This window comes from Paenibacillus amylolyticus (assembly GCF_050990605.1).
GTDB classification, from domain to species: domain Bacteria; phylum Bacillota; class Bacilli; order Paenibacillales; family Paenibacillaceae; genus Paenibacillus; species Paenibacillus amylolyticus_H.
Genome location: NZ_CP158832.1, coordinates 1,377,261 through 1,399,847, shown reverse-complemented (window position 1 = coordinate 1,399,847; position 22,587 = coordinate 1,377,261). Strand labels below are relative to the sequence as shown.

Genomic DNA, 22,587 nt, shown 5'->3' with positions numbered 1-22,587 from the left:
TAAATATTTTCATGAAGGAGTGTTTGTATGCATTTATCCAAACGAAAGACCCGTTTCAGGTTCACCTCCCTAACAGGAGCTTTCATGGCTGTCGTTCTGTCTCTCAGTCTGTGGATACCCGCAGTTCAGGCGGAGACTGCGACTCCAGTAGCTGCTGAACAAGAGAAGACGAAAGCGCTGACAACCGAATCAGCTACAGCATTTCTCGATTCATTCTTTGATTCACCTGAGGCAAAAGCCCATTATGTGGGAGCCTCCGTTGTTGTTGTGAAGGATGGCAAAGTTCTGGCTGAAAAAGGATACGGGTATGCTGATCAGGAGAACAAAACGCCTATCAATCCGAAAAATACCGCCTTCCGTGTAGCCTCTGTCTCCAAAACGTTCACGTCAGCAGCCGTCATGCAGCTGGTCGAACAAGGCAAGGTTGATCTGCAAGCTGATTTTCAGACCTATGTGAAAGGGCTCGAATTCGATAATCCTTTTGACAAACCTGTAACTGTGGAGAACCTGCTCACACACACGACCGGATTCGAGATCCGAGACCCGCAGCAGGAAGACATCCATACTGATTTCGACAAGTACATAGCGATGGAGGATTACGCACAGCAACACATGCCTCCTGTCGTTCGAGAGCCTGGCAGCGCCTACATGTACGATAACTTCTCTTTTTTGCTTCTTGGCATGATTGTGGAGAATGTTAGCGGAGAGCCCTTTGAATCGTATATGCAGCAGCATATCTTCAAACCCCTAGGCATGGACAACAGCAGTTTCATGCTGGACAAAAAGTTCCAAAAGCAGCTAGCTACAGGCTATGATGCTGCACATAACCCGCTTGATCTGTACACCCTCTCTCCAACACCAATGCCTCAGGGTGGCATGTTGTCTACCGCAGAGGATATCGGAAAATTCATGATTGCGTTCCTGAATGATGGCGTGAAGGACAACAAGCGTATTCTCAAGGAATCCACTGTGAAAAGTATGGAACAGTACCGTTCTTCCATTCATCCACTGTTACCAAACACCACGTATGGATTCGAAGCTGCATTTCAGCTTCCCGGAGCAGGAAGTAGTCCAAGTATCATTACAAAAGGAGGCGACCTGACCGGATTCAGTTCTTATCTCTTCCTTATTCCCGAGCAAAATACAGGCGTTTTCCTGACGTATAATCAAAATGGAGCTCTTCGTAATCTGTTCTACTCTGCATTCATTCAGAATTTCTTCCCGCAATATGCAGAGCCTGTACAGTTCAAGGAATACACGCCGCAATCCGCAGCTGAGCTGCAACGCTTCACCGGATTGTACGCGGATCTACGAATTAGCACGATCGTCAGCTCCCTGAAAAATGGCGGTACAGAGCCTGGACAACTGAGCATTTCGGACGTTTTTCTGGGGCAACGTAACCTGATTCAAGTGGAAGATCATCTCTTCAAAGATGAATTGACCGGTCAATTCACAGCATTCAAGAAAAATGCTGATGGAACCATCTACATGAAAGAACCTTACCTCAACCCTATGGGTTATGAGAAAAAAGGACAACAGCCGATGGGCTTCCGGGATGTTCGTGAGAACAGTCCTTATGCTGAAGCTATCTATGCCATACAATCTCTTGGATATTATGAGAATGATGCTAACAAGTCTTTCCAACCGAAATCAGCTGTAACACGTGCTGAATTTATTGAGAATACACTTAAACTGAGTGGATTGAAGCCCAGCAAAACAACACCTCCTGCAGGCACCGACTGGGCAGACCATGCAGCAGCCGGATATATCCAACTCGGATATGAAATGGGTATGATTACGGGCACGGACGAACAGCAGTTTAAGCCGGGTCAAGTCATTATCCGACAGGAAGCCATGGTCATGATATGGAGAATTCTGCAACTGCAATATCCTAGTGAACTGTTCACGGATGTCAAACTTGCGGGACATACGGACCCATGGGCTGTACCAGCCGTTCAGATGATGGCGAAGCTTGGTATCCATGGACCTGAGGTAAAAGTCCTGGAAGATGGATCCATTGATTTACTTTCCCGCAAACCTCTGATTCGTCAGGAAGAGGCTGCGATTATGTATGCGTTGCTTACCCAACCAACAGATCAAATCGTCGCTGAACTGATGGCTGCCCAGCAGCCGCAAGCAGAACCTGCTGAACAAGCCGAAGCTGCAGAGGAGACGTCTGAAACTGCACCGGTTCCATCACCAGCGACGGTCCCTTCTGCGACTTCAGCACAATAGAAATAAAACATCTTCATACCGATAGACATATCATGCTTATGATGCAAGAAAAAAACAGGCTTGTGCAGAAGGGAATGATCCTTCATGAACAAGCCTGTTTTTTTACTTTCCTTATGTTATTATAGCTATCTGTTACATGTTACGGAGTTATATCATCTCTATTGGATCAACGAAGATACATGGCTGTTCCCGTTGCGCTGATCAAACTTGGCTGCAACGGTCTGAGCATGCTCCGCAAAGTAATCGGCCAGCTTGAGCAAATCGCCCGGCTCACCCTCATACGGGAAGGAAGCTGGCAGACGCAAGCGATACCCTTCCGACTCTTTCTCTTCAGCCCAGCGCCGCAATAACGGAGCTGCCTTCGCATAATACAACATTTTGGCGTAAGCATCTTCATGATCGGCTGCGAGCATCAGTGTTTCTTCCAACACATCAATGCCTTTCGCCGGATTCGTAAGTGTAAGATACTCCATCTGCTCGGAAAAACTCTGCACAAAATCATTCTCACCCTTGATCAAGCGGTATCCCTTGACCTGATATTTATCGGCTTCCTCCGTCCGCCCCAGACGATATAGCGGCATCAGAATTTCCGACAACGTTAGATGCGGAATCTCCGCACAGCTCATGCGTCCTTTGAGAATAGGCTTGGCCACTTCCAGCACCTTCTCATCGTCTCCTTTTAACATAAAATAACGCATAATCTCATCCTGCTCACACGCCTCGCAGTCACTCATGAAGTCGCGGTCTAATGTTCTGAACTTGTCATAGCTGCGTCCTGATTCCTCCAGCTCTCCGAAATCCATAAAGATGCGGAAACGATAGTACCAGTAAGAACGCTCACTGTAACCATAAGACTTGAACCGTGCTCCGAAGTCCTCCAACAGCTCCATGATCTTCTCACGTGAGATTTCAGGGAAATCGGGCATTTTGCCGAGAATCCATTTATAAGACCACAATAACGTCTCTTCATCATACAGCTCTGGTTGCTGATCAAACTTGCCAAGTTGCCAGGAAAAAGCGATCAAAGCTTTCATCGGATATCCACAGAAGGTGGCTACATCCACAATCTCGGAGCGTGCTTCGTACGCCTCCTCAACCATACCATTCACATCGGCTACCCGCGCTGCTTCCTCCAAAAAACCGAGCTTTGCAGGACCATTAGGCAGTTGATAGGCCTCTTCCATCAAATCTTCAAAATCCATCTCTGTCTTCATCAGGCATCTCCCTCATGGTTCATATTTGCGCGTAAACCCCAATCAATAAACCTTACAATTCCCTGGTTCAACACTTCAAGTTCCTGCTTGTTCATGGCGTAATGCCCCATCATCAGTGCGTTAACATACAACATTTCAATAGCAATCGGTGTCATCTGATTATCTGGTGAAGTCAACACCCGTTTAATGATGGGATTGTTCACATTCAGATACAACGTCGAGTACCCTGCTGAATTAATGCCTGACGACAACGAACCGAGAACAGAAGAGAATAAGTCTGTGCTCTCTTCGCTTGCTTTTTCCAGCGCACGCAGCGTGGATGATTCCTGCGAAAGGGTAAACAAGACCGGCAGATCTGATGGCTTGAATCCTTTCACCTCTGCCCGGCAGCGGAAACGTTGTAATGCCGAATCTGCCAAACGCAGCGCATCATAATACTGGTTACGTTCAGCTGGTGCAACATCCGTGAATGTCATCGATACTTCATCTGGCTCAATTCGCTCGGTCTCTACATTATTCATTATGACAGGCAGCATCGCCATCAGTTCTTTATCGTAAATGTAACCTGCGTTAACGACCAGCATGGACTGCGCGGAAGCCACATGGTGAATCTGGCGGTATTCATCAATGGATCCGGTGTAATACAGCGTCTCGCCCTCATCGATCAGTTCACCCAGCTCCCGATGTCCTCTCGTCGTATCAAAGGGCAACCAGCGATGAATCATCGCATAAAATTCCTGATCCTGAACGGCCAGTGCCTTCATCGAAAGGGCATGCAGACGAATCAGCTTTTGCAGTCGTTCAGTCTGCTGTTCAGCCATTTCGGTCAGTCCCAACCGCAGCGCGTCTCCGAGCTCGGAGCGAACTTCCTCCAGCTTCTCATTTTCATAAAAATGTTCCCGTGATGCCGTCGGTTGCAGCTCATCTGTCCAAATCAAACATTTCACGAAGAACGCCCACTCTGGCAAAATGTTCTCAGCCTTCTCCGAAATCAGCATCCGCTTCAGGTACACCCGGTGAGAACGCTTGGCATTCAGATTCACCGCATGTGGCAACACATAAGCAATGCCTCCCGTACGGCCCGAAGCCGTTGTCAGCGGGATGAAATCCTGGAACTTCTCCCCAAGCAGACGTTCACCAAAAGCAAGCACTTCCGCTCGGCAAGAACGGGCCAGCTCCGGACGTGTTAACCAAATCGGAGAATCCTGATTCACAACAGATTGCACCCCATCATGAATCAACGTGACCGGATAAGGCAACAACGCACCATAATAAAATAAAGCTTCTTTCACATACTCCGCTTCAAAATAATGTGCTGCATCCGGCGTACAACGAAGATATACTTTCGTTCCGGGAGACAATTGTGTATCCAACTGTCTAATCGTATATGTACCATCCGGCTTACCTCTCCATTCCATCGAAGGGCCGCCCTTCACCGATTGAGTCAGCATGACGATCTCATGACTTACCATGAAACAACTCAACAAACCAATACCGAAACGCCCAATAAACGATGTCTCGCCATCCAGCAGTGCCTGTTGCCCCCGCTTCGAGGATTGTCCAATCATCGCCAGAAACTCATGGATGTCCGCTTCGGTCAGACCAACCCCGTTGTCCTCCACCATCATCGTCAATTGATCACCGGTTCCTGTCAGCTCGATCCGTGCTCCTCCCTGATATCCCGGCTCCACTTCCTTGCGTGCCGTGATCGCATCGGTCGCATTCTGCATCAGTTCACGCAAGAACACCTTAGGACTGCTATATAGATGGTTGGATAAAATCTGGATCATCCCGCTCAGGTTCACTTGAAAACGATATTCATTGGATGCTGTCATGACTCACTCACCTTCCTCTACGTCCAAACACAATATGTACCCATACGATGTATTCATATGGATGTGTTAGACGAATTCATTATGTAATCGATAGAAACGGATGTTCTACCCTAAAATAAGGATACATGTTACAAGCCATAGTGAAAACAAACCTGAGACCCGATTTCAGACAGACTTCAGGGTAAATATGCATCCTATAATCGGGACTATTGAAGGAGAAATAACTTTTTTTTTCGTCCATTTGAACGATATCAGTCTACCGCACGTATAATCTCCAAACTCAGATCGGACGGTGAATATACATGATCGAAGTACGCAACATATCCAAGCAATTCAAGGTGCATCAAGCACTGCATGATGTCAGTTTCACAGTTAAACAAGGCAGTGTCACCGGGTTGATTGGGCCCAACGGTTCAGGCAAAACCACACTAATCCGCATCATGAATGGGGTCTTGGGTGCTTCCGGTGGACAGGTAACGATTAACGGATTGGATGCCGCTCGCGAGGCGAAGAAAGTACTGGCCATGTGCGGCACCCTTACCGAACAAAGTGGATTATATGAAAATATGAGCGGGCGAGATAATCTGACTTTCTTTGCAGATGTTTTTGGCCTGAAGCATGCCAAGAAACGAATCGACGAGCTTGTAACTTTGTTCGAGTTGCAGGATTATCAGCATCGAAAAGTCGGCACCTATAGCACAGGCATGAAGAAACGCTTAGGCCTTGCACGAGTACTCTTGCATCGTCCTTCCATCCTGTTTCTGGATGAGCCCACCAATGGCCTGGACCCGGATGGAATTCAGATGGTGCTGCGCATTATCCGTCAGTTAAATAAGGAAGAAAAGATGACAATTCTGGTCTCATCCCACGTGCTGTCCCAACTATCAGCCGTCTGTGATCATTATATTTTCATGGAAAAGGGGCGCATCGTTGAGGAAGGCACGGAAAAGGAGATTGTTAGCCGGTACCTGTCCACTCCGAAACTCGAAGTCGAAGCCGACATGCCCGATGGATGGAACACGGCAACCGACTTTACGCCTGAAATAATCTCCGCACATAAAGCGACGTTTCAGCTTACATCGCGTGAAGATATTCCATTACTGCTAAGGCAATTAACGGAGCATGGTCAAGTCTATCAGGCCCGCATCACGGGCAGTGATCTGGAAAGTATCTATTTTGCCATAAGGGAGGCACACCACCATGAATAACCGTCAAGCCATACGTGCACTGGTACGCAAAGATATTCGGTCCGTCACAGCCAGCATTCAGCTCTGGTTGCCCATGTTAATCGTTCCACTGATTATCGGAATCATCATGCCGTCTGCTCTACTGTGGGCGGCCTCCAGAATGGAACTTCGTTCTCTGGGCAATATCAGCTTTCTGCTCGAATCATTAGATGCGTTAACACATAGCGGACAGATCCCACAACTCGCTTCCATGCCTACAGATAATCATCGAATTGTCTATTATTTGGCCATGTATATGTTCGCTCCCTTGTTTCTCATCATTCCGGTGATGGCCTCCAGTATTCTGACGGCCAATAGTTTCGCTGGTGAGAAGGAACGCAAGACACTCGAAGGATTGTTGTTCACACCAATCAGCATGGACACTCTTTTTAAAGGCAAAGTATTGGCTGCCCTGATCCCGTCCCTTCTATTATCCTGGGTCACGTTCCTGATCTACGGAATCATTGCCAATATTCTGATGTACCCTATGTTTGGAACGTTGATGTTTCCCAATCTCAACTGGATCATACTTGTGGTGTGGGTTGTTCCCGCTTGCAGTCTTATGGTCATTTTATTAAACGTACTGATTTCGGCCAAGGTCCGCGGGTTCCAGGAAGCCTATCAGCTTGGCGGATTAATTGTCCTTCCCCTGATCGCTTTAGTCGCTGGTCAGGCCAGTGGCATGCTGCTGATCAGTCCTTGGATGTTACTCATGATTGGAGCCGTGCTCCTTCTCATTAGTATGGTTCTTCTTCGTTTCGTCACCCTATGGAATAGTCGTCAGCAACTGGCGGAAAGTCAGATCTGATTCTACAGCCCATGAACTGGCTCAGCAGACCTATACAAGCTCATCTACCATTGTTCGTCTATGCAAAAAGCTGGGTACCAAGGGGTACCCAGACTTTCAGTTAAAGCTTGCTCTTGAATATCAACAGATGCCTTCCACGATGCAGACGAAGGATCATGCAATTGCAGAACAAGGGAACGTGCTGGCTACCATCGACTCCTTACCTGTACCAGCAGGCGCGGGAAGATACCATGTTATACATGGGCAGCATTAGCGATACGTATTAAAAGGCCTGTTCGTAGTGCATGCTGTTTGGGGAAGCAATATATACGAGATCTACATTTGTATCTGAAAATAGGGATTCCAGGTCCCTATAGATGGTACTTACCCCATGTTTACCCGCAAGTTCCTGGGCTGTTTCTCTCTTCCGGGAGTACATCGCTGTACATGTAACATCTTCCAGTTCATTGATCGCGGACAAAATGCCATCCACAATGGATCCTGTACCAATCGTTGCTATGTTCATCATATTGTTTCACTCCTGTCGTTGGATTGTCAATTGGCCTCTGCTCTGGTTGAGTGTAATGTTATCACGATCATGTCAGGCAGAGAACGCTTTGGGAGGGGATTGGCAGCATCATGCGCAATTTTGATTTCAGGTGTGAATGAATATGAAATTCAATTTCATCCTCTTCTTTTTTCATATTTGAGATCTAACATATCTTCCATAGTTTACCGATATAACATAAGGAATTAACGACATACATATAGAAGAACGAAGGGGACGATGAACGAATGAAAACAGGGTATACATACTTACAACGCACCATCTGTACATTGCTGTTATTTACACTCATTGCAGCAGTGACATTGGGAGGTGGAACCGCAGCCCAGGCAGCTTCACTTAGCCAATCCACAGTCTATTATGAATCCGACGGCGTTTTGTACAAAGTATCCGCGGATGGCAGCAATACAACAGAAGTATTAATTGATTTCCAAGGTGTGGACTTGCTCGCAGCAGGCTCTTATCTCTACTACACGCAGACTGCTTCTTCCACAACCTTGCTTCGGGTTCCGAATGACGGGTCCAGCGATGCGGCAGAGACATTTGCTACAGATGTACTCAGCTATTATACGGATAATGGATTCATCTATTATCTGGATGCTACAGGTACAATTTATCGCGCGAATGGTAATAGTGACGCTTCAGCTGTGACCAAGATCGCTGACAAGGCCGATACCGATTTTCCGTTTCTTGTCGTAGCCAAAGGACGTGCTTACTATAACGCACTGGTTAATGGAAACACGTGGATCGTGTCCAAAACGTCCAACGGTTCTGGAGCTGTGCAGCGGATTGCCGCAGGCGCAGTGGAAGGACGTTATTTTACGAATCAAGCCAAAAACGAACTGCAACTGATGGTAAATACAGATCCCTACGAGGATTTCTATTCCACCAATGCTGTTGTCATGTATAAGGTGAACTACAACACTGGCAAAGCAACTGCGGTTAATCCCAAAGCCAAACTGGATGTGAATGCTGTATATTCCGGTGGTTGGGGAAACAATCTTTACGTGTATAACAAGGGAATCGTTCTCGACAGCAATAAGGATTACAATTATGCCAAAGGCAAAGCGTTTGCGTTAACAACTTCAGCCAAAACGCTTCAGCTTCATAACAAAAGTGTTCGGGAAGTAAGTGCCTTAGGTACAGACAAGGTTGTCCTTATTGATGCAGACAAAAAGGCGTATGCCAAAACGGTCTCCGGCAACAAAGTAACCAAGTCCGCCAACCTGAACCTGACAAATGTGACGTATGTGGCAAATCAATTGACCAACGGCACACCTACCGCTGCTTACATCTCGGGCAACAACGGTCTCTATTCGATCAATACTGCTCTCAAGGTAACCAAACTTACCAGTGACGAATGGGATGCATTCCATATCAGAGATGATGTTGCCGGCCTGTTCTACATCAATGCCAAAGATCAGTATCGCTTGTATCATGTGCAAACGGGTGGAACAGGGAAAAAAGTAATGAGTGACGTTTTCCTCGACAATATTCTATTGGTGACACCGTACTAACATACCCTGTTGATTCAGCCGATAGCCCATTCAACGGACTTGTCCATAACAAAAAGGATTACTTTGCAGCCATAATGGCTCTTGGTAGTCCTTTTTTGGTTGTCGAAAACTATTTTTTAAAAACACCTTCCATATGAGAATGATAATTGTTATCATTAAGAAAATAAGACAAAAGGATGGTCCGTATGACTGAACAGTTTCCCTTCATTGCTGAAACCTCATCTCTACCGCTCCTCTCCTCCATGTGCCGTGTGCGTCGTGGGGAGAATTTCCGTGTGCAAGGCAAGACGGTGTCACGGCCCATGCTCTGTCTTATTTTGCAAGGAGACGGTGTTCTGGTCCTGAATGATACAGTTTACACGGCTGAAGCGGGCAGCTTGTTTGTACTGAAGCCAGGAACAACCATCGAGGCTGCTGCACGCTCGAATGTGACCGAATGCATATTGCTAAGTATGGATACGGTTCGTTTGCAGCAAGTACGCGGTGAATGGAAAATGACCTCTTCACCCGCCTTTCCGCTGGATTGGCAGACAGGAAGATTACTCGTCCGTCACGAGCAGCAGGCTGTATTACGTTTGGAACAACTGTATGAAACCTATCGTGGTCTTCAACCGGATCACTTTATCAGCATACATAGCCAGCTGCATGAACTGTTGCAATTTCTCTCAGAGAACCGGCTGGAAGCCAATCACGAGAAGGTAGACCCTGCCTTGGAACGCAGTATTATGTATATGCGACGCTACATGAGTGAAGGAATCAGCATGGATCAGCTTGCCAAGATTGCGGGACTTACACCCAGCTCTTATTCACGCAGTTTCAAGAAGGCCAAAGGCATGTCACCGACCGATTACCTGAATCGTTTACGTATAAACGAAGCGAAAAAACAGCTGACAGAGGAATCAAGTGTCCTCAAAGACGTCGCGGTATCTGTCGGGTATGGCAATGAGTATTATTTTAGCCGCAAATTCAAACAAACCTTGGGCATTGCTCCCAGCGTATATATGAAAAGAGATCAACTTCGCGTAGCTACGGCATCCATTATGGGATTCCATGAGAACTTGGCCTCGCTTGAACTGCGCCCGGTAGCTGTGCTGGAAGGAGTGCTTGACCGAGAATCGGATGAATATGAACAAGAACGCCGATTAAGCAGACAATTAGATCAACTCCGGCAGGCGAAGCCAGACTTGATCATCGGTGACTTTTACCACAAGCCCTATTACGATCACCTGAAAAGTATTGCACCCACCATCATATTGGAGTCCACTGATGACTGGAAAGAGAACCATATTCGCATAGCCGAACTGGTCGGACGTGAGAAGCAGGCGTTGCTTAATTTCAAGGAACTTGCGTTCCGCAAGCTAGAAGTAAGCCTGAACCTACAACCCTATTTCGGACAAAAACGGTTGGCTCTGATGGAGATTACGAATCAGTTCATTCGCTTACAAGGGACTGCCGAGCATCCATTAAATCACTTATTGTATTCTGAATTGGGATTCCAGCCTGCTCAGATTGTATCTCCCGAAAGTTCCAGACATGAGTATGTAGCGGATAGTATCCCCGTGCTGGACACGGATTATCTGTTGATCCATCGTGCTTCGCTTCAGCCTGCCAGTGAAAAGGTGTTCCGACGCATGAAACAAACGGCATCATGGAATCGATCTCCTGCTGTATTGTATGGTAACGTTCACGATATTTCGAATTGGCATCGGTTATGCTGGACTCCGGCTGGACGTATGCAGATTCTAAATGAACTGGAACAGATTGCCCAGCAGTCTGTGGTCTTTCCTCATGCAGGTCTGATCGGACATTAGACGGTGAACATAAGTCGATACGTTGGACAAGGTTATCTTTTACATTGCACAAGCCAAAGGGCCCTCTCCAATATCGGAAAGGGCCCTTTGCATGTAATTATGAATGTTCCTTAATCTCTTCCTTCGGAACCAGCTTGTATATCTCTTCATCTTCCATGGTATCTATCAACCGATCCAACCATTTGTAATATGCTTCCGCTTGCAAAACCTTGTGTTTGTCTTCCATCAGAATGTGAATAAGTTCAGCATCTGCCTGCTCATCCAGATCCTCGATTAAGCGATTCATTTCGTCAATGGATTTCCGCAGAATCTGAAGGTTACTCTCCACGGCTTTTCTCCACTTAATCGCAAAATAATCCGTAAATGTCTGATGCCAGTCATATTCCACTTCATATAGGTCTTTCCTGGAGCCCTTGCTCCATACTTTGTTTACCATTTTCAAATCCAGCAGTGTTCGTACACCTGTACTCATACTCGTTTTGCTCATTTCCATTTCCCGTCCCATATCGTCAAGGGTCATAGGTTTGTCTGCAAAAAAAAGCAATCCATATAAGTGTCCCGTCGACAGCGTAACGCCGTAAAGATCCATATTACGTCCAATGGCTTCAATGACGCGTTTACGAATCTTCAGCACGGTTGCCTGCTGTTCCTCTTGTAAATGGTCCAAGCTCATGCTTGCAACCTCCATTCTGAACATTCCACAGTCTTTGGCGAAATCATTGCAACACTTTAAAAGTCCTGCTTACATGGGAAAGCACTCGGCCGGACATCATATATGCCAGAGGGCTATCATTCACCCAATGTATGAAAATGGGAACTTTACCAGGCTACAATTGCCTATGACTATCTTTTAACCAAATAATTCAGCTTCAATTCAGCTCATTTTCTATTGTAGGAAAAGCAATGTCAAATGTAAAGCTGCCTTATTAGCCAGAATAAGGAGAATGACGGAGTATTTGGACGAAAAACTTTGTACAGTTTTTACTGTACAAACATTATGTACTGTTTATTCGGTTGATATACTGGTTAAGTATTGTTAGTATTAAACTCGTTACCCAGAAAGACGGGAAGCGAAGCAACAACTACCGGATTTCGTGGCTGGGCGCATAAGTGTATGGGCTTATGGATGCTGAAAGCCGTTCGAAGTGCACAACACATCAGAAGGGGTGAAAACATGACCATACTTGAAGTGAAAAACGTAAGTAAATTGTTTGGACCCCAAACCGAGCAAGGTCTGCAATTACTGGAGCAAGGTTGGGGAAAAGAAAAGTTGGCCAAAGAAAAACAGATAACGGTTGGTGTCAACCGGGTCAACATGGATATTAAGGAAGGCGAGATTTTCGTTATTATGGGACTGTCCGGGAGTGGTAAATCCACACTGGTTCGGATGTTCAATCGTCTGATTGAACCAACATCCGGAGAAATTCTGGTCCATGGTAAGGATCTACGCAAGATGAACAAAGAACAATTGCGCGAAGTGCGCCGGAAAACGATTAGCATGGTCTTCCAGAAGTTTGCGTTATTCCCGCACCGTACCGTTCTTGATAATGTGGAGTATGGATTGGAAATACAAAAAGTAGATAAGGAAGTACGCCGGGAGAAGGCAAAAACCTCACTTGAGCTGGTTGGCCTGAAAGGCTGGGAAGACAAAATGCCAGATGAACTCAGTGGCGGGATGCAGCAACGTGTCGGCTTGGCCCGTGCACTTGCCAATGATCCGGAAGTACTACTAATGGATGAAGCTTTCAGTGCACTTGATCCATTGATTCGTCGTGATATGCAGGATGAGTTGATCGAGCTTCAGGATAAAATGAAAAAGACGATTATTTTCATTACCCATGACTTGGACGAAGCGCTGCGCATCGGCGATCGTATTGCCCTCATGAAAGACGGCGCAGTTGTGCAGATCGGTACACCGGAAGAAATCATGATTCAACCGGCCAACTCATATGTGGCCCGCTTCGTCGAAGACGTGGATCTGTCCAAGGTCCTTACAGCATCTCACGTAATGCGTCGCCCTGAAACAATCACGCTTGACCGCGGACCTCGTGTTGCCCTCGAATTAATGCGCGAAAGTGGCGTTTCCAACCTGTTTGTCATTGACCGTTCGAAGAAGCTGCTTGGTGTCATTACAGCAGAAGACGCTTCCCGTGCGATGCGTGAAAACAAAGTATTAAAAGACATTCTGATCACGGACGGGCCAACTGTGTCGCCTGAGACCCTGATTCATGAATTGTTCGAAATTGTAAGTTCAGCCCATGTGCCGCTCGCTGTTGTTGGTGAGAATGGCCGTCTGCAAGGTGTTATCGTCCGCGGTGCCCTGCTGGGTGCACTTAGCGGTGAAGTTGCAGTAAAGGAGGAACTTGTGAATGATTCCCAAAATACCACTAGCGTCATGGATTGAATCCATCGTTGACTGGATGAGCTCCTCGCTCTCCGGATTGTTTAATGTAATTTCCACCGTTATTCAAGCGGTTGTCGGATATTTCTCCGGGCTGTTTATGTTGCCCCATCCACTCCTGTTCATTGCCATATTGGGTGTTCTTGCATTCCTCGTAGGACGACTCCCACTAACACTATTTACGGTTATTGGATTCTTGCTCGTAGATAACTTGGGATACTGGTCCCAATCGATGGACACACTCGGTCTGGTTATCACTTCTGGATTGGTTTCGATCCTGCTTGGTGTACCTGTCGGAATCTGGCTCGCATACAGTAAAACTGCGGCGCGTATTATTACTCCGCTGCTTGACTTCATGCAGACGATGCCTGCATTTGTCTACTTGCTGCCTGCGGTTACATTCTTTAGTCTAGGTGTCGTTCCAGGTGTTATCGCATCTGTTATATTTGCGATTCCGCCAACGATTCGTCTGACTCACTTGGGTATCAGACAGGTATCTGGCGAATTGGTTGAAGCAGCCGATGCATTCGGCTCAACTTCCATGCAAAAGTTGTTCAAAGTACAACTTCCACTCGCTTTGCCTACCGTGATGTCCGGTATTAACCAGACAATCATGTTGTCACTGTCCATGGTTGTTATTGCATCCATGATCGGTGCACAAGGTATTGGTGCGGAAGTCTATCGTGCCGTAACACAGCTTCAAATCGGTAAAGGTTTCGAAGCCGGTCTGGCCGTTGTTGTACTCGCTATTGTTCTGGACCGTTTTACACAAAATGTGTTTATGCCAGGTCGCAAAAAAACCTCACGCATTACAGCCAAGCAAAAAGCATGGATCACTGCTGCGGCAACATTCCTTGTGCTTGTAGCTGGTTTCTCACAATACTTCGTTGGTGGCACAACTTCCGCTGGTAGCAACAATTCAGCAGCCAACGCTGTAGGTCAAGAAGTGAACTATCAGATTATCGGTATCGATCCAGGGGCTGGTATCATGAAGTCTGCTGCAAAAGCGATCGAAGACTATAAATTAACGGACTGGACTCTGATTGAAGGCTCTGGTGCAGCCATGACGGCCACACTGGACAAAGCGATCAAAAATGAAGATCCAATCATTATTACAGGTTGGACTCCGCACTGGATGTTCAACAAATATGACCTAAAATATTTGGAAGATCCAGAGAAATCTTTTGGTGATGCTGAAGAAATTCATACCATCGCCCGTAAAGGTCTGAAAGAAGATCACCCTGTTGCGTATGAATTCCTGTCCCGATTTAAGTGGACTTCCGATGAAATGGGTGAAATGATGACTGCCATTCAGGAAGGTACCTCTCCTGAAGAAGCAGCTAAAGCATATGCCGAGAAGCATGCTGATCAGGTTGCTGAGTGGACCAAAGGTCTGACTCCAGTGAATGGTGATGCATTGAAACTTAGCTATGTGGCTTGGGATTCCGAAATCGCAAGTACCAACTTGCTGAAATATGTGATGGAAAACAACTTGGGTTATAAAGTTAATGCTCTGCAAGTTGAAGCTGGACCCATGTGGACGGGTGTTGCCTCAGGCGATGTTGATGCCTCTCCAGCAGCTTGGCTGCCATTGACACACGCTGACTACTGGAATCGTTATAAAGACCAGATCGATGATCTGGGTGCCAATATGACAGGTGTACGTACAGGCCTCGTGGTTCCTAATTATATGACAGAAGTAAACTCGATTGCAGATCTGGAGACAGGTGCCGCTTCTTCCGCTCCATCGGCAAGTGCTAATGTGGGCGAAGAGGTTAATCATCAGATTGTTGGTATTGACCCGGGTGCAGGTCTGATGAAAGCAACCAAAAATGCGATTGAAAATTATGAACTGTCCAACTGGAATCTGATTGAAGGCTCTGGGGCAGCGATGACTGCATCGCTGGACAAAGCCTACAAAAACGAAGAGCCGATTATTGTTACAGGCTGGACGCCTCACTGGATGTTCAATAAGTATGATCTGAAATATCTGGATGATCCCGACTTAATCTTCGGGGATGCAGAAGAAGTTCACACGGTTGGACGCAAAGGAATCAAGGAAGCTCATCCGGTTGCCTACGAATTCCTCTCTCGCTTCAAATGGAATTCAGATCAAATGAGTGAGATCATGATTGACATCCAAGATGGGGTTTCACCTGAACAAGCTGCCAAGACTTATGCGGAAAAACATCCTGACCAGATCAAAGAATGGACTGAAGGTTTGACGCCAGTGAATGGTGAGAATTTCAGTCTTGGATATGTTGCCTGGGATTCGGAGATTGCAAGTACGAACCTGATAAAGTATGTACTTGAGAATGATCTCGGTTACAATGTTAAAGCCCTTCAAGTCGAAGCCGGACCGATGTGGGCAGGCTTGGCTGCAGGAGATATCGATGCTTCTCCAGCTGTATGGCTCCCATTGACACACGGTGATTATTGGGAAACTTATGGTGACCAGATTGACGATATTGCGGTCAGCATGACTGGAGTCAAACAAGGACTGGTTGTTCCAACGTACATGGATATCAACTCTGTTGAAGACTTAAAAGATAATTAAACCAGTTTGAGATGATTAAACCTGAAATTGGTAAAAAGACCATCGAAATTTTTCGGTGGTCTTTTTGTGTTGGTTATGATTTTTTCAGGCATGCTATTTGATTTGATATCTATCCTGGTCATACTGCATACTGCTACCTTAAACATTCACACGCTGTTTCCATTTGACTCTTCTCACATACCTCTTACTTTGGCCTTCGCTCATGAAATCGTATGTAGATGAACCTTGGTGAGTTCGTTTATTTCCCAATAACTATCCAATCAGAAGCAGTAATACACCAATGAAAATCATAACTACACCGAGAATACCATATACCACTCTTGCGCCCTGCCGTCCGATGGTCTTCACAAAAATCCCTGCTCTAAAGCTCTTCATAAACCAATCCCAATTGTTGATACCACCGAGCAAACTAAAAATTCCTGCCGCTATGGCAAATAGTGCGATTAAAACGGGTTGATCTTGCATTACGTCAACACTCCTTCAATATAATCCTGTCTACTATACCTTCACTTGGTGAAAATTAACAGGCATTAATTAGTAAAAAAAACAGCTTGCAGATGGTAGTCTGCAAGCTGTTTTTTTAAGTTCATATCCTGCGTTTATTGCTTTTGCAATTCACTTGCCGACAATAACAAGGTCACCACTTCCGCACGTGTTGCTTCAGCGAGAGGGTTAAATCTATTTTGCCCTGTTCCCTTCACCAGTCCTGCATCATAAGCAGCAGCGATGTATGGAACAGCCCAGGTTGGTACTTTATCTGCGTCCGCAAAGCTCAATGCCGGATTGGACGATACCGGAAGACCGAGTGCTCTAACAAGCATAACCGTCATCTCTACCCGCGATACTTTGCCCGATGAACGGAAGGTATCATCCGTATACCCGCTAATGATGCCTTGTTCCACTGCCTGAGCAATAAAGGTTTGCGCCCACGCAGGTATGCCAGCAGCATCCTTAAACGTCAAAGCCTTGTTGCTGGCTGGAAGTTCAAATGCTCTTCCCAACATCACAATGAATTCGGCGCGTGTGGCTGGTGCATTCGGACGGAAATGACCATCCTGATATCCGTTCACAATTCCCCGGGAAATGGCCTGTTCAATGGCAGCAGCTGCCCAGTGATTCCCGATGTCCTTCAGATCCACAACCGGAGGAGTTGGATTAGGACTTCCTCCATTACCCGGAACGGTTGGCGTAGTTGGGTTCGTAGGATTGGTTGGTGTAGTCGGTGTAGTTGGAGTTACAGGCGGGGTAGGTGTTGTAGAACCTCCTCCACTGTTACCACTACCGGGATTACTTCCATTATTACCGCCACCATTACCAGGGTTGCTTCCATTTCCATCCCCAGGAAGTGGCTTGCCCTTCAGATCCGTACTGCGTCCTTCCGTTTTTTGATCAACTGTACCTACACGGTCCAGATGTTCATGGAAGATTTCATAATCGACCAGATTTAATTCGTAGAATCGCTTGTCATCTTTCGCCATTCTCATCGCACGATAGAAGTCTCCACCGTTAGCCATGAATGAATTGGTAGCAACGATATAGTATCCGTTCGGATCGATATCCGAGTACGTACCATCTGCATTCTTAATCTGAACTTTGACCACGCGTTGACCCACTTGGGTTACGGTGTTGGTCGTGGAATCGATTTTTTCCCCTGGTTTCGTGGAATCGTAGTAGAACCGCATGCCTGCCACTTGCGGGAAGCGCCCTTCTCCCGTTTCCACACCACTAACCCCATTTTCCAGTGCGGCTGTGATTTCCTTACCTGTCATTTTCAATGCAGACAGATTATTACCGAATGGCATCACAGTCAGGAGATTGCCCAGCGTAATATCCCCTGTCTGGAATGAAGCTCGAATGCCACCGCCGTTCTGGATCGCGACGTATCCTTTGACATCATTCTCCTGCACAATGGATTTCACTTTCTCCAGCATGCCGTCTGTCATCAGATTTCCTAGATTGGTTTCCTGTTTCCGCACAGTGCCCCGTTCTCCATCCAGGAAGACATTCGTTTTACCAATAACCGTTTTCTTGAACTGTTCCAGCTGAGGCGCATATTCTTTCAGCTTGTTTGCGGCTTCCACATCATCAGCATAGACGAATTGGCCATTAGCATCTTTGGCATCCAGACTCAACAGTTTGCCGTTCCACTTTTTCAATACGCCTGCTTCATCAAATGTAACATCCAATTGACCAAGAGAAACGTCATATTCCCCAGTTTGCACAACCAAAGTTGGGTCCGCATGAGTCTCCACCAAAACGGGTGCGTTCAGAATGGTGTGTGAATGACCACCTACCACAATGTCGATTCCTTCTACGGCTTCAGCCAATTTGAGATCCTCTGAGTAGCCCAGGTGAGTCAAAGTAATGATTTTATTGATGCCTTCATTTTGCAGCATCTCTACAGTTGCCTGTGCACTTGCTTTGTAATCCGCAAACTTCAGGTCATCCCCCGGTGAAGAAAGAGATACCGTGTCTGGTGTTGTCAGTCCGAAAATACCGACTCGCTCACCATTCACTTCCGTAATAATCGCCGGATAGATTTCGGCTTTCTCACCCGGATGCCCGATGCTATTGTTATACAAACCACTCAAATCTGCATCTTTTGTATAATCAATATTGGCGCTCACAAACGGGAACTCCGCTTTTTCAATAAATGCTTTCAGTACGCTCGGACCTTTATCAAACTCATGATTACCGAAGGTCATCGCATCATATCCAATCATGTTCATGAACTCCAGATCAGCCAGACCATTAAACAGATTGAAGTACAATGTGCCTGAGAAAACGTCCCCTGCATCCAACACCAAAGTGTTATCATTGCGTGCTTCCTTGATCGCCGTTACACGGCGCGGGATATTATCCAGATGCGCATGCGTATCATTCGTATGAAGTACACGCAGCTTGAAATCCCCTTCTTCCACTGGATCTCCAATACTTAATTGTGCGAGCAGTGGATCATGGTCGCTCACCCGTCCATCCGCTGTCTCAAAATCGGCATTCACATGTACCACTTCGATGGCTGCCGTCTGCGTCAGGTTTTTACTCACCAGAATGTGATCCAGTGTCTGAGAGTTACCGTCATAGATATAGGAGTAGCGCTGATTTTCTGGCAGTTCGTTTACCAGATTATCCAATTCATTACCCTCAACAATGTTCAAGGTATTCGAGAATTGGAAATCATTGAAATCACCGAGAACAGCCACATTTACCTTAGAGTCTTTGTTCATTAAATCTTTCACAAAGCCATTGACCAGCGTAGCTTGCTTCGCACGTTGAACTTCACTGCTTCGAGTGGCGGGCTGTATGCTTCCAAACGGTTTCAGATCTCCACCTTTGGAATTGAAATGGTTGGCAATCACGACTACACGTTCATCATTGAATTCGAATTCCGCTGCGAGCGGTTTGCGAGAGCTGGCGAATGCCTCGTCCCCCGGTGCAATACGTCCCGGATTATTGGAAAGACTGCCGTCAGCGCCTACCTGAATTGCTGTTGTCGCATTACCTTTAATTCCTTCTTTCAAGGACACACGTGATTCATTATATAGGAACCCAACTCGAATGTTGGCACCTGGTGCACCGCCATCCTTGTTATTTTCTGGAGCGATATCTGTGTATTTATACGTGGGACCACCTTTGGCAGCAATCGCATCAATTAAGGTCTGAAAGCTCGCATCCGCAGCAGTTGTTCCGCTGTCGGTTGCTCCATCATTATCTTGCACTTCCATAATGCCAATAATATCTGGATTTTTCAGATTATTCACAACAATACCGCCAATTTTAACCGCTCTAGCCGCATCCTTTTGACTGAAATTCTCTACATTGAACGTTGCAATCGTTAATTTGTCATCCGTAGGTTGAATATTGGTTATGGCTTGTGCAAGGGAATTCGGTGTGATTGCTGGAAGGTTACCTTCAGGAACCACTTTAAAGTTCCCATTAGAGTAAGTCATAACCCCTTTAACAGAGCCATCCAGCTTGTCTCCCGTTTTGACGGCTTGGGATGGTTTTTTATTGATGAACAGTCGTTCCGGATTAAGTGAACTCTCAAACGGCTCTACACCATCTCCTGTCAGAATGACTCCTCCTGCAGGTGTTCGCAACGGATTGTTCGGACCATTATCGACTACGACTGCCAGTCCTGGCTCACTTGAATATGGACCGACAATCGTAGCTTGATCGAGTTGCACCCTCATGCCTTCCAAGCTCTCGTAAAAGTCGATTGCATCCACATCCGGATTAAACTCACCGAACTGATCCGAATCAATGACGTTAGGGATCATTCGGCCATCCTTCCCAAGGATCACAGGTTCAGGCAGTGTCTGATTTTCACCCTCAACCGTAATCGCTGTAGCCACTATTTCTGTTGTCGCCAGTTCGGTCGTTGCTGTCGCATATTCCTTTACTTGACCGGATACGCTGACTTTGTTGCCTACCGCCATGCCATGAGTGGATTTATAAATAAGGATACCCTCAGATGTTTTTATGTCGTCATCTTCCATGCCAGGGATCTCCTGCATATAGAACGAACTTGCATTGACAATATGAGTCACGATACCTTCAACATTCTGGACAGCCAGACCATCATACAGGGAGTTATGAGATGCGCCTTGTATATCGTGAATTCTCAGGTTGTCCAGTTCCTGAAGAACGGTGTACGTAAAGCTATATACATGACTTGTATTGCCGCCTGATACGGCGATCCCTTTAACCACCGTATCTTCGTCTACTGTAATCGGACCACTATACAGTGTAGATGTTTGGGTTGGTTCTGTTCCATCAACCGAATAATAAATTTCGGCTCCTGCTGTCGGTGAGGATAAGGTCACGGTTGATCCTTTGACGATACCACCCGACGGAACACTAGCTGTAACAGAAAGCAGATTTTCGACAACATCCGCTGCTGTACGCGGGATTAGTTCCAAACCATAGCTTGTGTGATAAGTCATGACGCCTGTCACTTTTTCGTAAGTTTTGCCCGTTGTTAGTGCAGTGGGGCTATTTTTGGCATAAATCGTGATCTCTCCACCATCGACATCTGTCGCAAAAAAGGTGGAACTACTGCTTCTTGTCACTGTAACCCCATGAACTTCGACAAGCATTCCTTCATAGATGCCGCCCGTACCCTTACCTCCGCCTTCAGCAGGTGTAAAATCCTTGGAAGTCAATACAAGCGGTTCAGGAATTTCTTGTGCTTTGTCTAAAATCTTGATATATCCGCCTGGAAATCCTGCTTTATCCTTCTCTACCTGGAGCAGACCGTTATAAATGGTGAGCGGACCATATGCTTCTATCCGGTCACCGGGCTCCACGGTTGAATCCGCGCCCCGAATGACGATACCGGCATTCTCATCCTGAATGTATAGATTCGCCATCCCTCCGGATTCCTCTCGGTAAGTGACAATCCCCTGAACGGTAACCGAAGCGTTTTCCGGTTTGTTTCTGGCATCAGAGATTGAGATTGGCGTATTGTCCACAATTGTGTAATTAAATAAAGCAACTGCACTATCCAGCAAACCTTCTTTATGTGCATAAGCTTCAATGTGTATGGCATCATTTACCGTAATGGGAACTGTGTAAGGAAGAAACGCATTTTCATCATTTAACTTGTAATATACGGCAGCACCGACTGTAGTTGTTCCTAAAGTCACCTGTGTTCCTGCCGGAACTTCCCCTGAAGATGGGTTAGCTGTAACATTAGCTACTTCCGTTTCCGGTGTGTCATCCATGAGTTGAAAGGTTGTTGATGTAACGGAGCGTATACCTTTAGAAGTGAAATATTGAGATAACGTACCGTTGTTAATACGCACTTTGGATTGATACAAGGAGGGATTGCTTAGTAGTCCGAACGTGCTGCGAGGAGCAGATGTGGGCACTTGAACAGGCATCATTTTGCTAATATCTTTTTCGGTTGGACTATCCGCAATAGCAAAATTGGTGTCTACAGTAAAGGGTGGATTCGAATTTACGCTTGGACCGTTGCTGTAGGTCCCTACAACATAACCTTCAACTGTAGCGGTTGAATCATCCGAACCAAGAGCGAGCGCCTGTGTAACCGTTAATGGCTCGTCAGCTGCGGCGGCATTGCTATTGAATAAGCCAGCAGGTATAGCTCCTGTAATCAACAGCACCACAGCTAAGAATAATCGAAGCCAACTCTTTATTTGCTTACTTTGCATCTTTCTCCTACCCCCATGTTATGAATTTTCAATCATTTGTTCAGACAGCTTGTACATTAGTTCAAATATAAGATAACTGAATAAGCGACCTGTGTAAACAATATTTCTTCGTTATGAAAGAAAATAGAACATGCACATTACAAAAATAAACAAAATCATATCATTCTCTTTCATATAGGACTAATAACGGGTACTAATTGTGACTTTTTGAACCTTATATCTACCATGCCTGTGCATAAAAAACTAATTTGCGTCATTTAAAC

14 protein-coding genes are annotated in these 22,587 nt (G+C 46.1%); 8 read left to right on the top strand and 6 right to left on the bottom strand.

Annotated elements, in window-relative coordinates:
• Positions 1–84 precede the first annotated feature (84 nt).
• Complete coding sequence (locus ABTV53_RS06195) at positions 85–2,235, top strand: serine hydrolase (RefSeq protein ID WP_433751671.1); 2,151 nt, start codon at positions 85–87, stop codon at positions 2,233–2,235.
• Between the two features lie 158 nt (positions 2,236–2,393).
• Here the strand turns inward: ABTV53_RS06195 and ABTV53_RS06190 are convergent, their stop codons facing one another.
• On the bottom strand, positions 2,394–3,449 hold the full coding sequence (locus ABTV53_RS06190; RefSeq protein ID WP_433751669.1) for a hypothetical protein: 1,056 nt from the start codon (positions 3,447–3,449) through the stop codon (positions 2,394–2,396).
• Positions 3,449–5,284, bottom strand: coding sequence for an HSP90 family protein (locus tag ABTV53_RS06185; RefSeq protein ID WP_433751667.1), 1,836 nt, complete (start codon positions 5,282–5,284; stop codon positions 3,449–3,451). Before ABTV53_RS06185 ends, ABTV53_RS06190 begins: the two co-directional genes overlap by 1 nt.
• Positions 5,285–5,586: 302 nt before the next feature.
• Between ABTV53_RS06185 and ABTV53_RS06180 the strand changes: the two genes are divergently transcribed.
• From ABTV53_RS06180 to ABTV53_RS06170, 3 genes are read left to right on the top strand one after another with little or no spacing between them, the layout of a single operon-like run.
• A complete protein-coding gene (locus tag ABTV53_RS06180; protein ID WP_433751665.1) occupies positions 5,587–6,492 on the top strand; it encodes an ABC transporter ATP-binding protein in 906 nt (301 codons plus the stop codon).
• On the top strand, positions 6,485–7,318 hold the full coding sequence (locus tag ABTV53_RS06175; protein ID WP_433751664.1) for an ABC transporter permease subunit: 834 nt from the start codon (positions 6,485–6,487) through the stop codon (positions 7,316–7,318). Before ABTV53_RS06180 ends, ABTV53_RS06175 begins: the two co-directional genes overlap by 8 nt.
• Positions 7,227–7,571, top strand: a complete 345-nt coding sequence (locus tag ABTV53_RS06170; RefSeq protein WP_433751662.1) for a MurR/RpiR family transcriptional regulator — start codon at positions 7,227–7,229, stop codon at positions 7,569–7,571. The genes ABTV53_RS06175 and ABTV53_RS06170 overlap by 92 nt, the downstream gene beginning before the upstream one ends.
• A 9-nt stretch (positions 7,572–7,580) precedes the next feature.
• On the opposite strand, the gene ABTV53_RS06165 is transcribed toward ABTV53_RS06170, so the two are convergent.
• On the bottom strand, positions 7,581–7,826 hold the full coding sequence (locus ABTV53_RS06165) for a Gfo/Idh/MocA family protein (protein WP_433751660.1): 246 nt from the start codon (positions 7,824–7,826) through the stop codon (positions 7,581–7,583).
• Positions 7,827–8,092: 266 nt separating this feature from the next.
• On the opposite strand from ABTV53_RS06165, the gene ABTV53_RS06160 reads away from it, so the two are divergent.
• Together ABTV53_RS06160 and ABTV53_RS06155 are read left to right on the top strand one after the other, a co-directional pair.
• Entirely contained in the window at positions 8,093–9,379 is a 1,287-nt protein-coding gene (locus tag ABTV53_RS06160; protein ID WP_433751658.1) for a DUF5050 domain-containing protein, read from the top strand.
• Between the two features lie 185 nt (positions 9,380–9,564).
• A complete protein-coding gene (locus ABTV53_RS06155) occupies positions 9,565–11,190 on the top strand; it encodes an AraC family transcriptional regulator (RefSeq protein WP_433751656.1) in 1,626 nt (541 codons plus the stop codon).
• A 97-nt stretch (positions 11,191–11,287) separates the two neighbouring features.
• On the opposite strand, the gene ABTV53_RS06150 is transcribed toward ABTV53_RS06155, so the two are convergent.
• The gene (locus tag ABTV53_RS06150; protein WP_433751655.1) at positions 11,288–11,863 is read right to left on the bottom strand and encodes a GbsR/MarR family transcriptional regulator; all 576 of its coding nucleotides are present in this window, start codon (positions 11,861–11,863) and stop codon (positions 11,288–11,290) included.
• Positions 11,864–12,364: 501 nt separating this feature from the next.
• On the opposite strand from ABTV53_RS06150, the gene ABTV53_RS06145 reads away from it, so the two are divergent.
• Together ABTV53_RS06145 and ABTV53_RS06140 are read left to right on the top strand one after the other, a co-directional pair.
• Positions 12,365–13,594 carry a quaternary amine ABC transporter ATP-binding protein gene (locus ABTV53_RS06145; RefSeq protein WP_433751653.1) on the top strand — a complete coding sequence of 410 codons (1,230 nt, stop codon included), beginning with the start codon at positions 12,365–12,367 and terminating at the stop codon, positions 13,592–13,594.
• Positions 13,560–16,148, top strand: coding sequence for a glycine betaine ABC transporter substrate-binding protein (locus tag ABTV53_RS06140; protein WP_433751652.1), 2,589 nt, complete (start codon positions 13,560–13,562; stop codon positions 16,146–16,148). The genes ABTV53_RS06145 and ABTV53_RS06140 overlap by 35 nt, the downstream gene beginning before the upstream one ends.
• Positions 16,149–16,400: 252 nt before the next feature.
• Here ABTV53_RS06140 and ABTV53_RS06135 read toward each other — a convergent pair whose 3' ends face one another.
• Positions 16,401–16,613, bottom strand: a complete 213-nt coding sequence (locus tag ABTV53_RS06135) for an immunity 17 family protein (RefSeq protein ID WP_433751650.1) — start codon at positions 16,611–16,613, stop codon at positions 16,401–16,403.
• Between the two features lie 134 nt (positions 16,614–16,747).
• Complete coding sequence (locus ABTV53_RS06130) at positions 16,748–22,324, bottom strand: S-layer homology domain-containing protein (protein WP_433751648.1); 5,577 nt, start codon at positions 22,322–22,324, stop codon at positions 16,748–16,750.
• Positions 22,325–22,587 lie beyond the last annotated feature (263 nt).

Excerpts from the sequence above, each read along its gene's own strand:
- ABTV53_RS06175 (WP_433751664.1), top strand. The coding sequence starts at position 6,485 with ATGAATAACCGTCAAGCCATACGTGCACTGGTACGCAAAGATATTCGG.
- ABTV53_RS06180 (WP_433751665.1), top strand. The coding sequence starts at position 5,587 with ATGATCGAAGTACGCAACATATCCAAGCAATTCAAGGTGCATCAAGCA.
- ABTV53_RS06190 (WP_433751669.1), bottom strand. The coding sequence starts at position 3,449 with ATGAAGACAGAGATGGATTTTGAAGATTTGATGGAAGAGGCCTATCAA.
- ABTV53_RS06135 (WP_433751650.1), bottom strand. The coding sequence starts at position 16,613 with ATGCAAGATCAACCCGTTTTAATCGCACTATTTGCCATAGCGGCAGGA.
- ABTV53_RS06145 (WP_433751653.1), top strand. The coding sequence starts at position 12,365 with ATGACCATACTTGAAGTGAAAAACGTAAGTAAATTGTTTGGACCCCAA.
- ABTV53_RS06185 (WP_433751667.1), bottom strand. The coding sequence starts at position 5,284 with ATGACAGCATCCAATGAATATCGTTTTCAAGTGAACCTGAGCGGGATG.
- ABTV53_RS06155 (WP_433751656.1), top strand. The coding sequence starts at position 9,565 with ATGACTGAACAGTTTCCCTTCATTGCTGAAACCTCATCTCTACCGCTC.
- ABTV53_RS06130 (WP_433751648.1), bottom strand. The coding sequence starts at position 22,324 with ATGCAAAGTAAGCAAATAAAGAGTTGGCTTCGATTATTCTTAGCTGTG.
- ABTV53_RS06150 (WP_433751655.1), bottom strand. The coding sequence starts at position 11,863 with ATGAGCTTGGACCATTTACAAGAGGAACAGCAGGCAACCGTGCTGAAG.
- ABTV53_RS06165 (WP_433751660.1), bottom strand. The coding sequence starts at position 7,826 with ATGATGAACATAGCAACGATTGGTACAGGATCCATTGTGGATGGCATT.
- ABTV53_RS06160 (WP_433751658.1), top strand. The coding sequence starts at position 8,093 with ATGAAAACAGGGTATACATACTTACAACGCACCATCTGTACATTGCTG.
- ABTV53_RS06140 (WP_433751652.1), top strand. The coding sequence starts at position 13,560 with ATGATTCCCAAAATACCACTAGCGTCATGGATTGAATCCATCGTTGAC.
- ABTV53_RS06195 (WP_433751671.1), top strand. The coding sequence starts at position 85 with ATGGCTGTCGTTCTGTCTCTCAGTCTGTGGATACCCGCAGTTCAGGCG.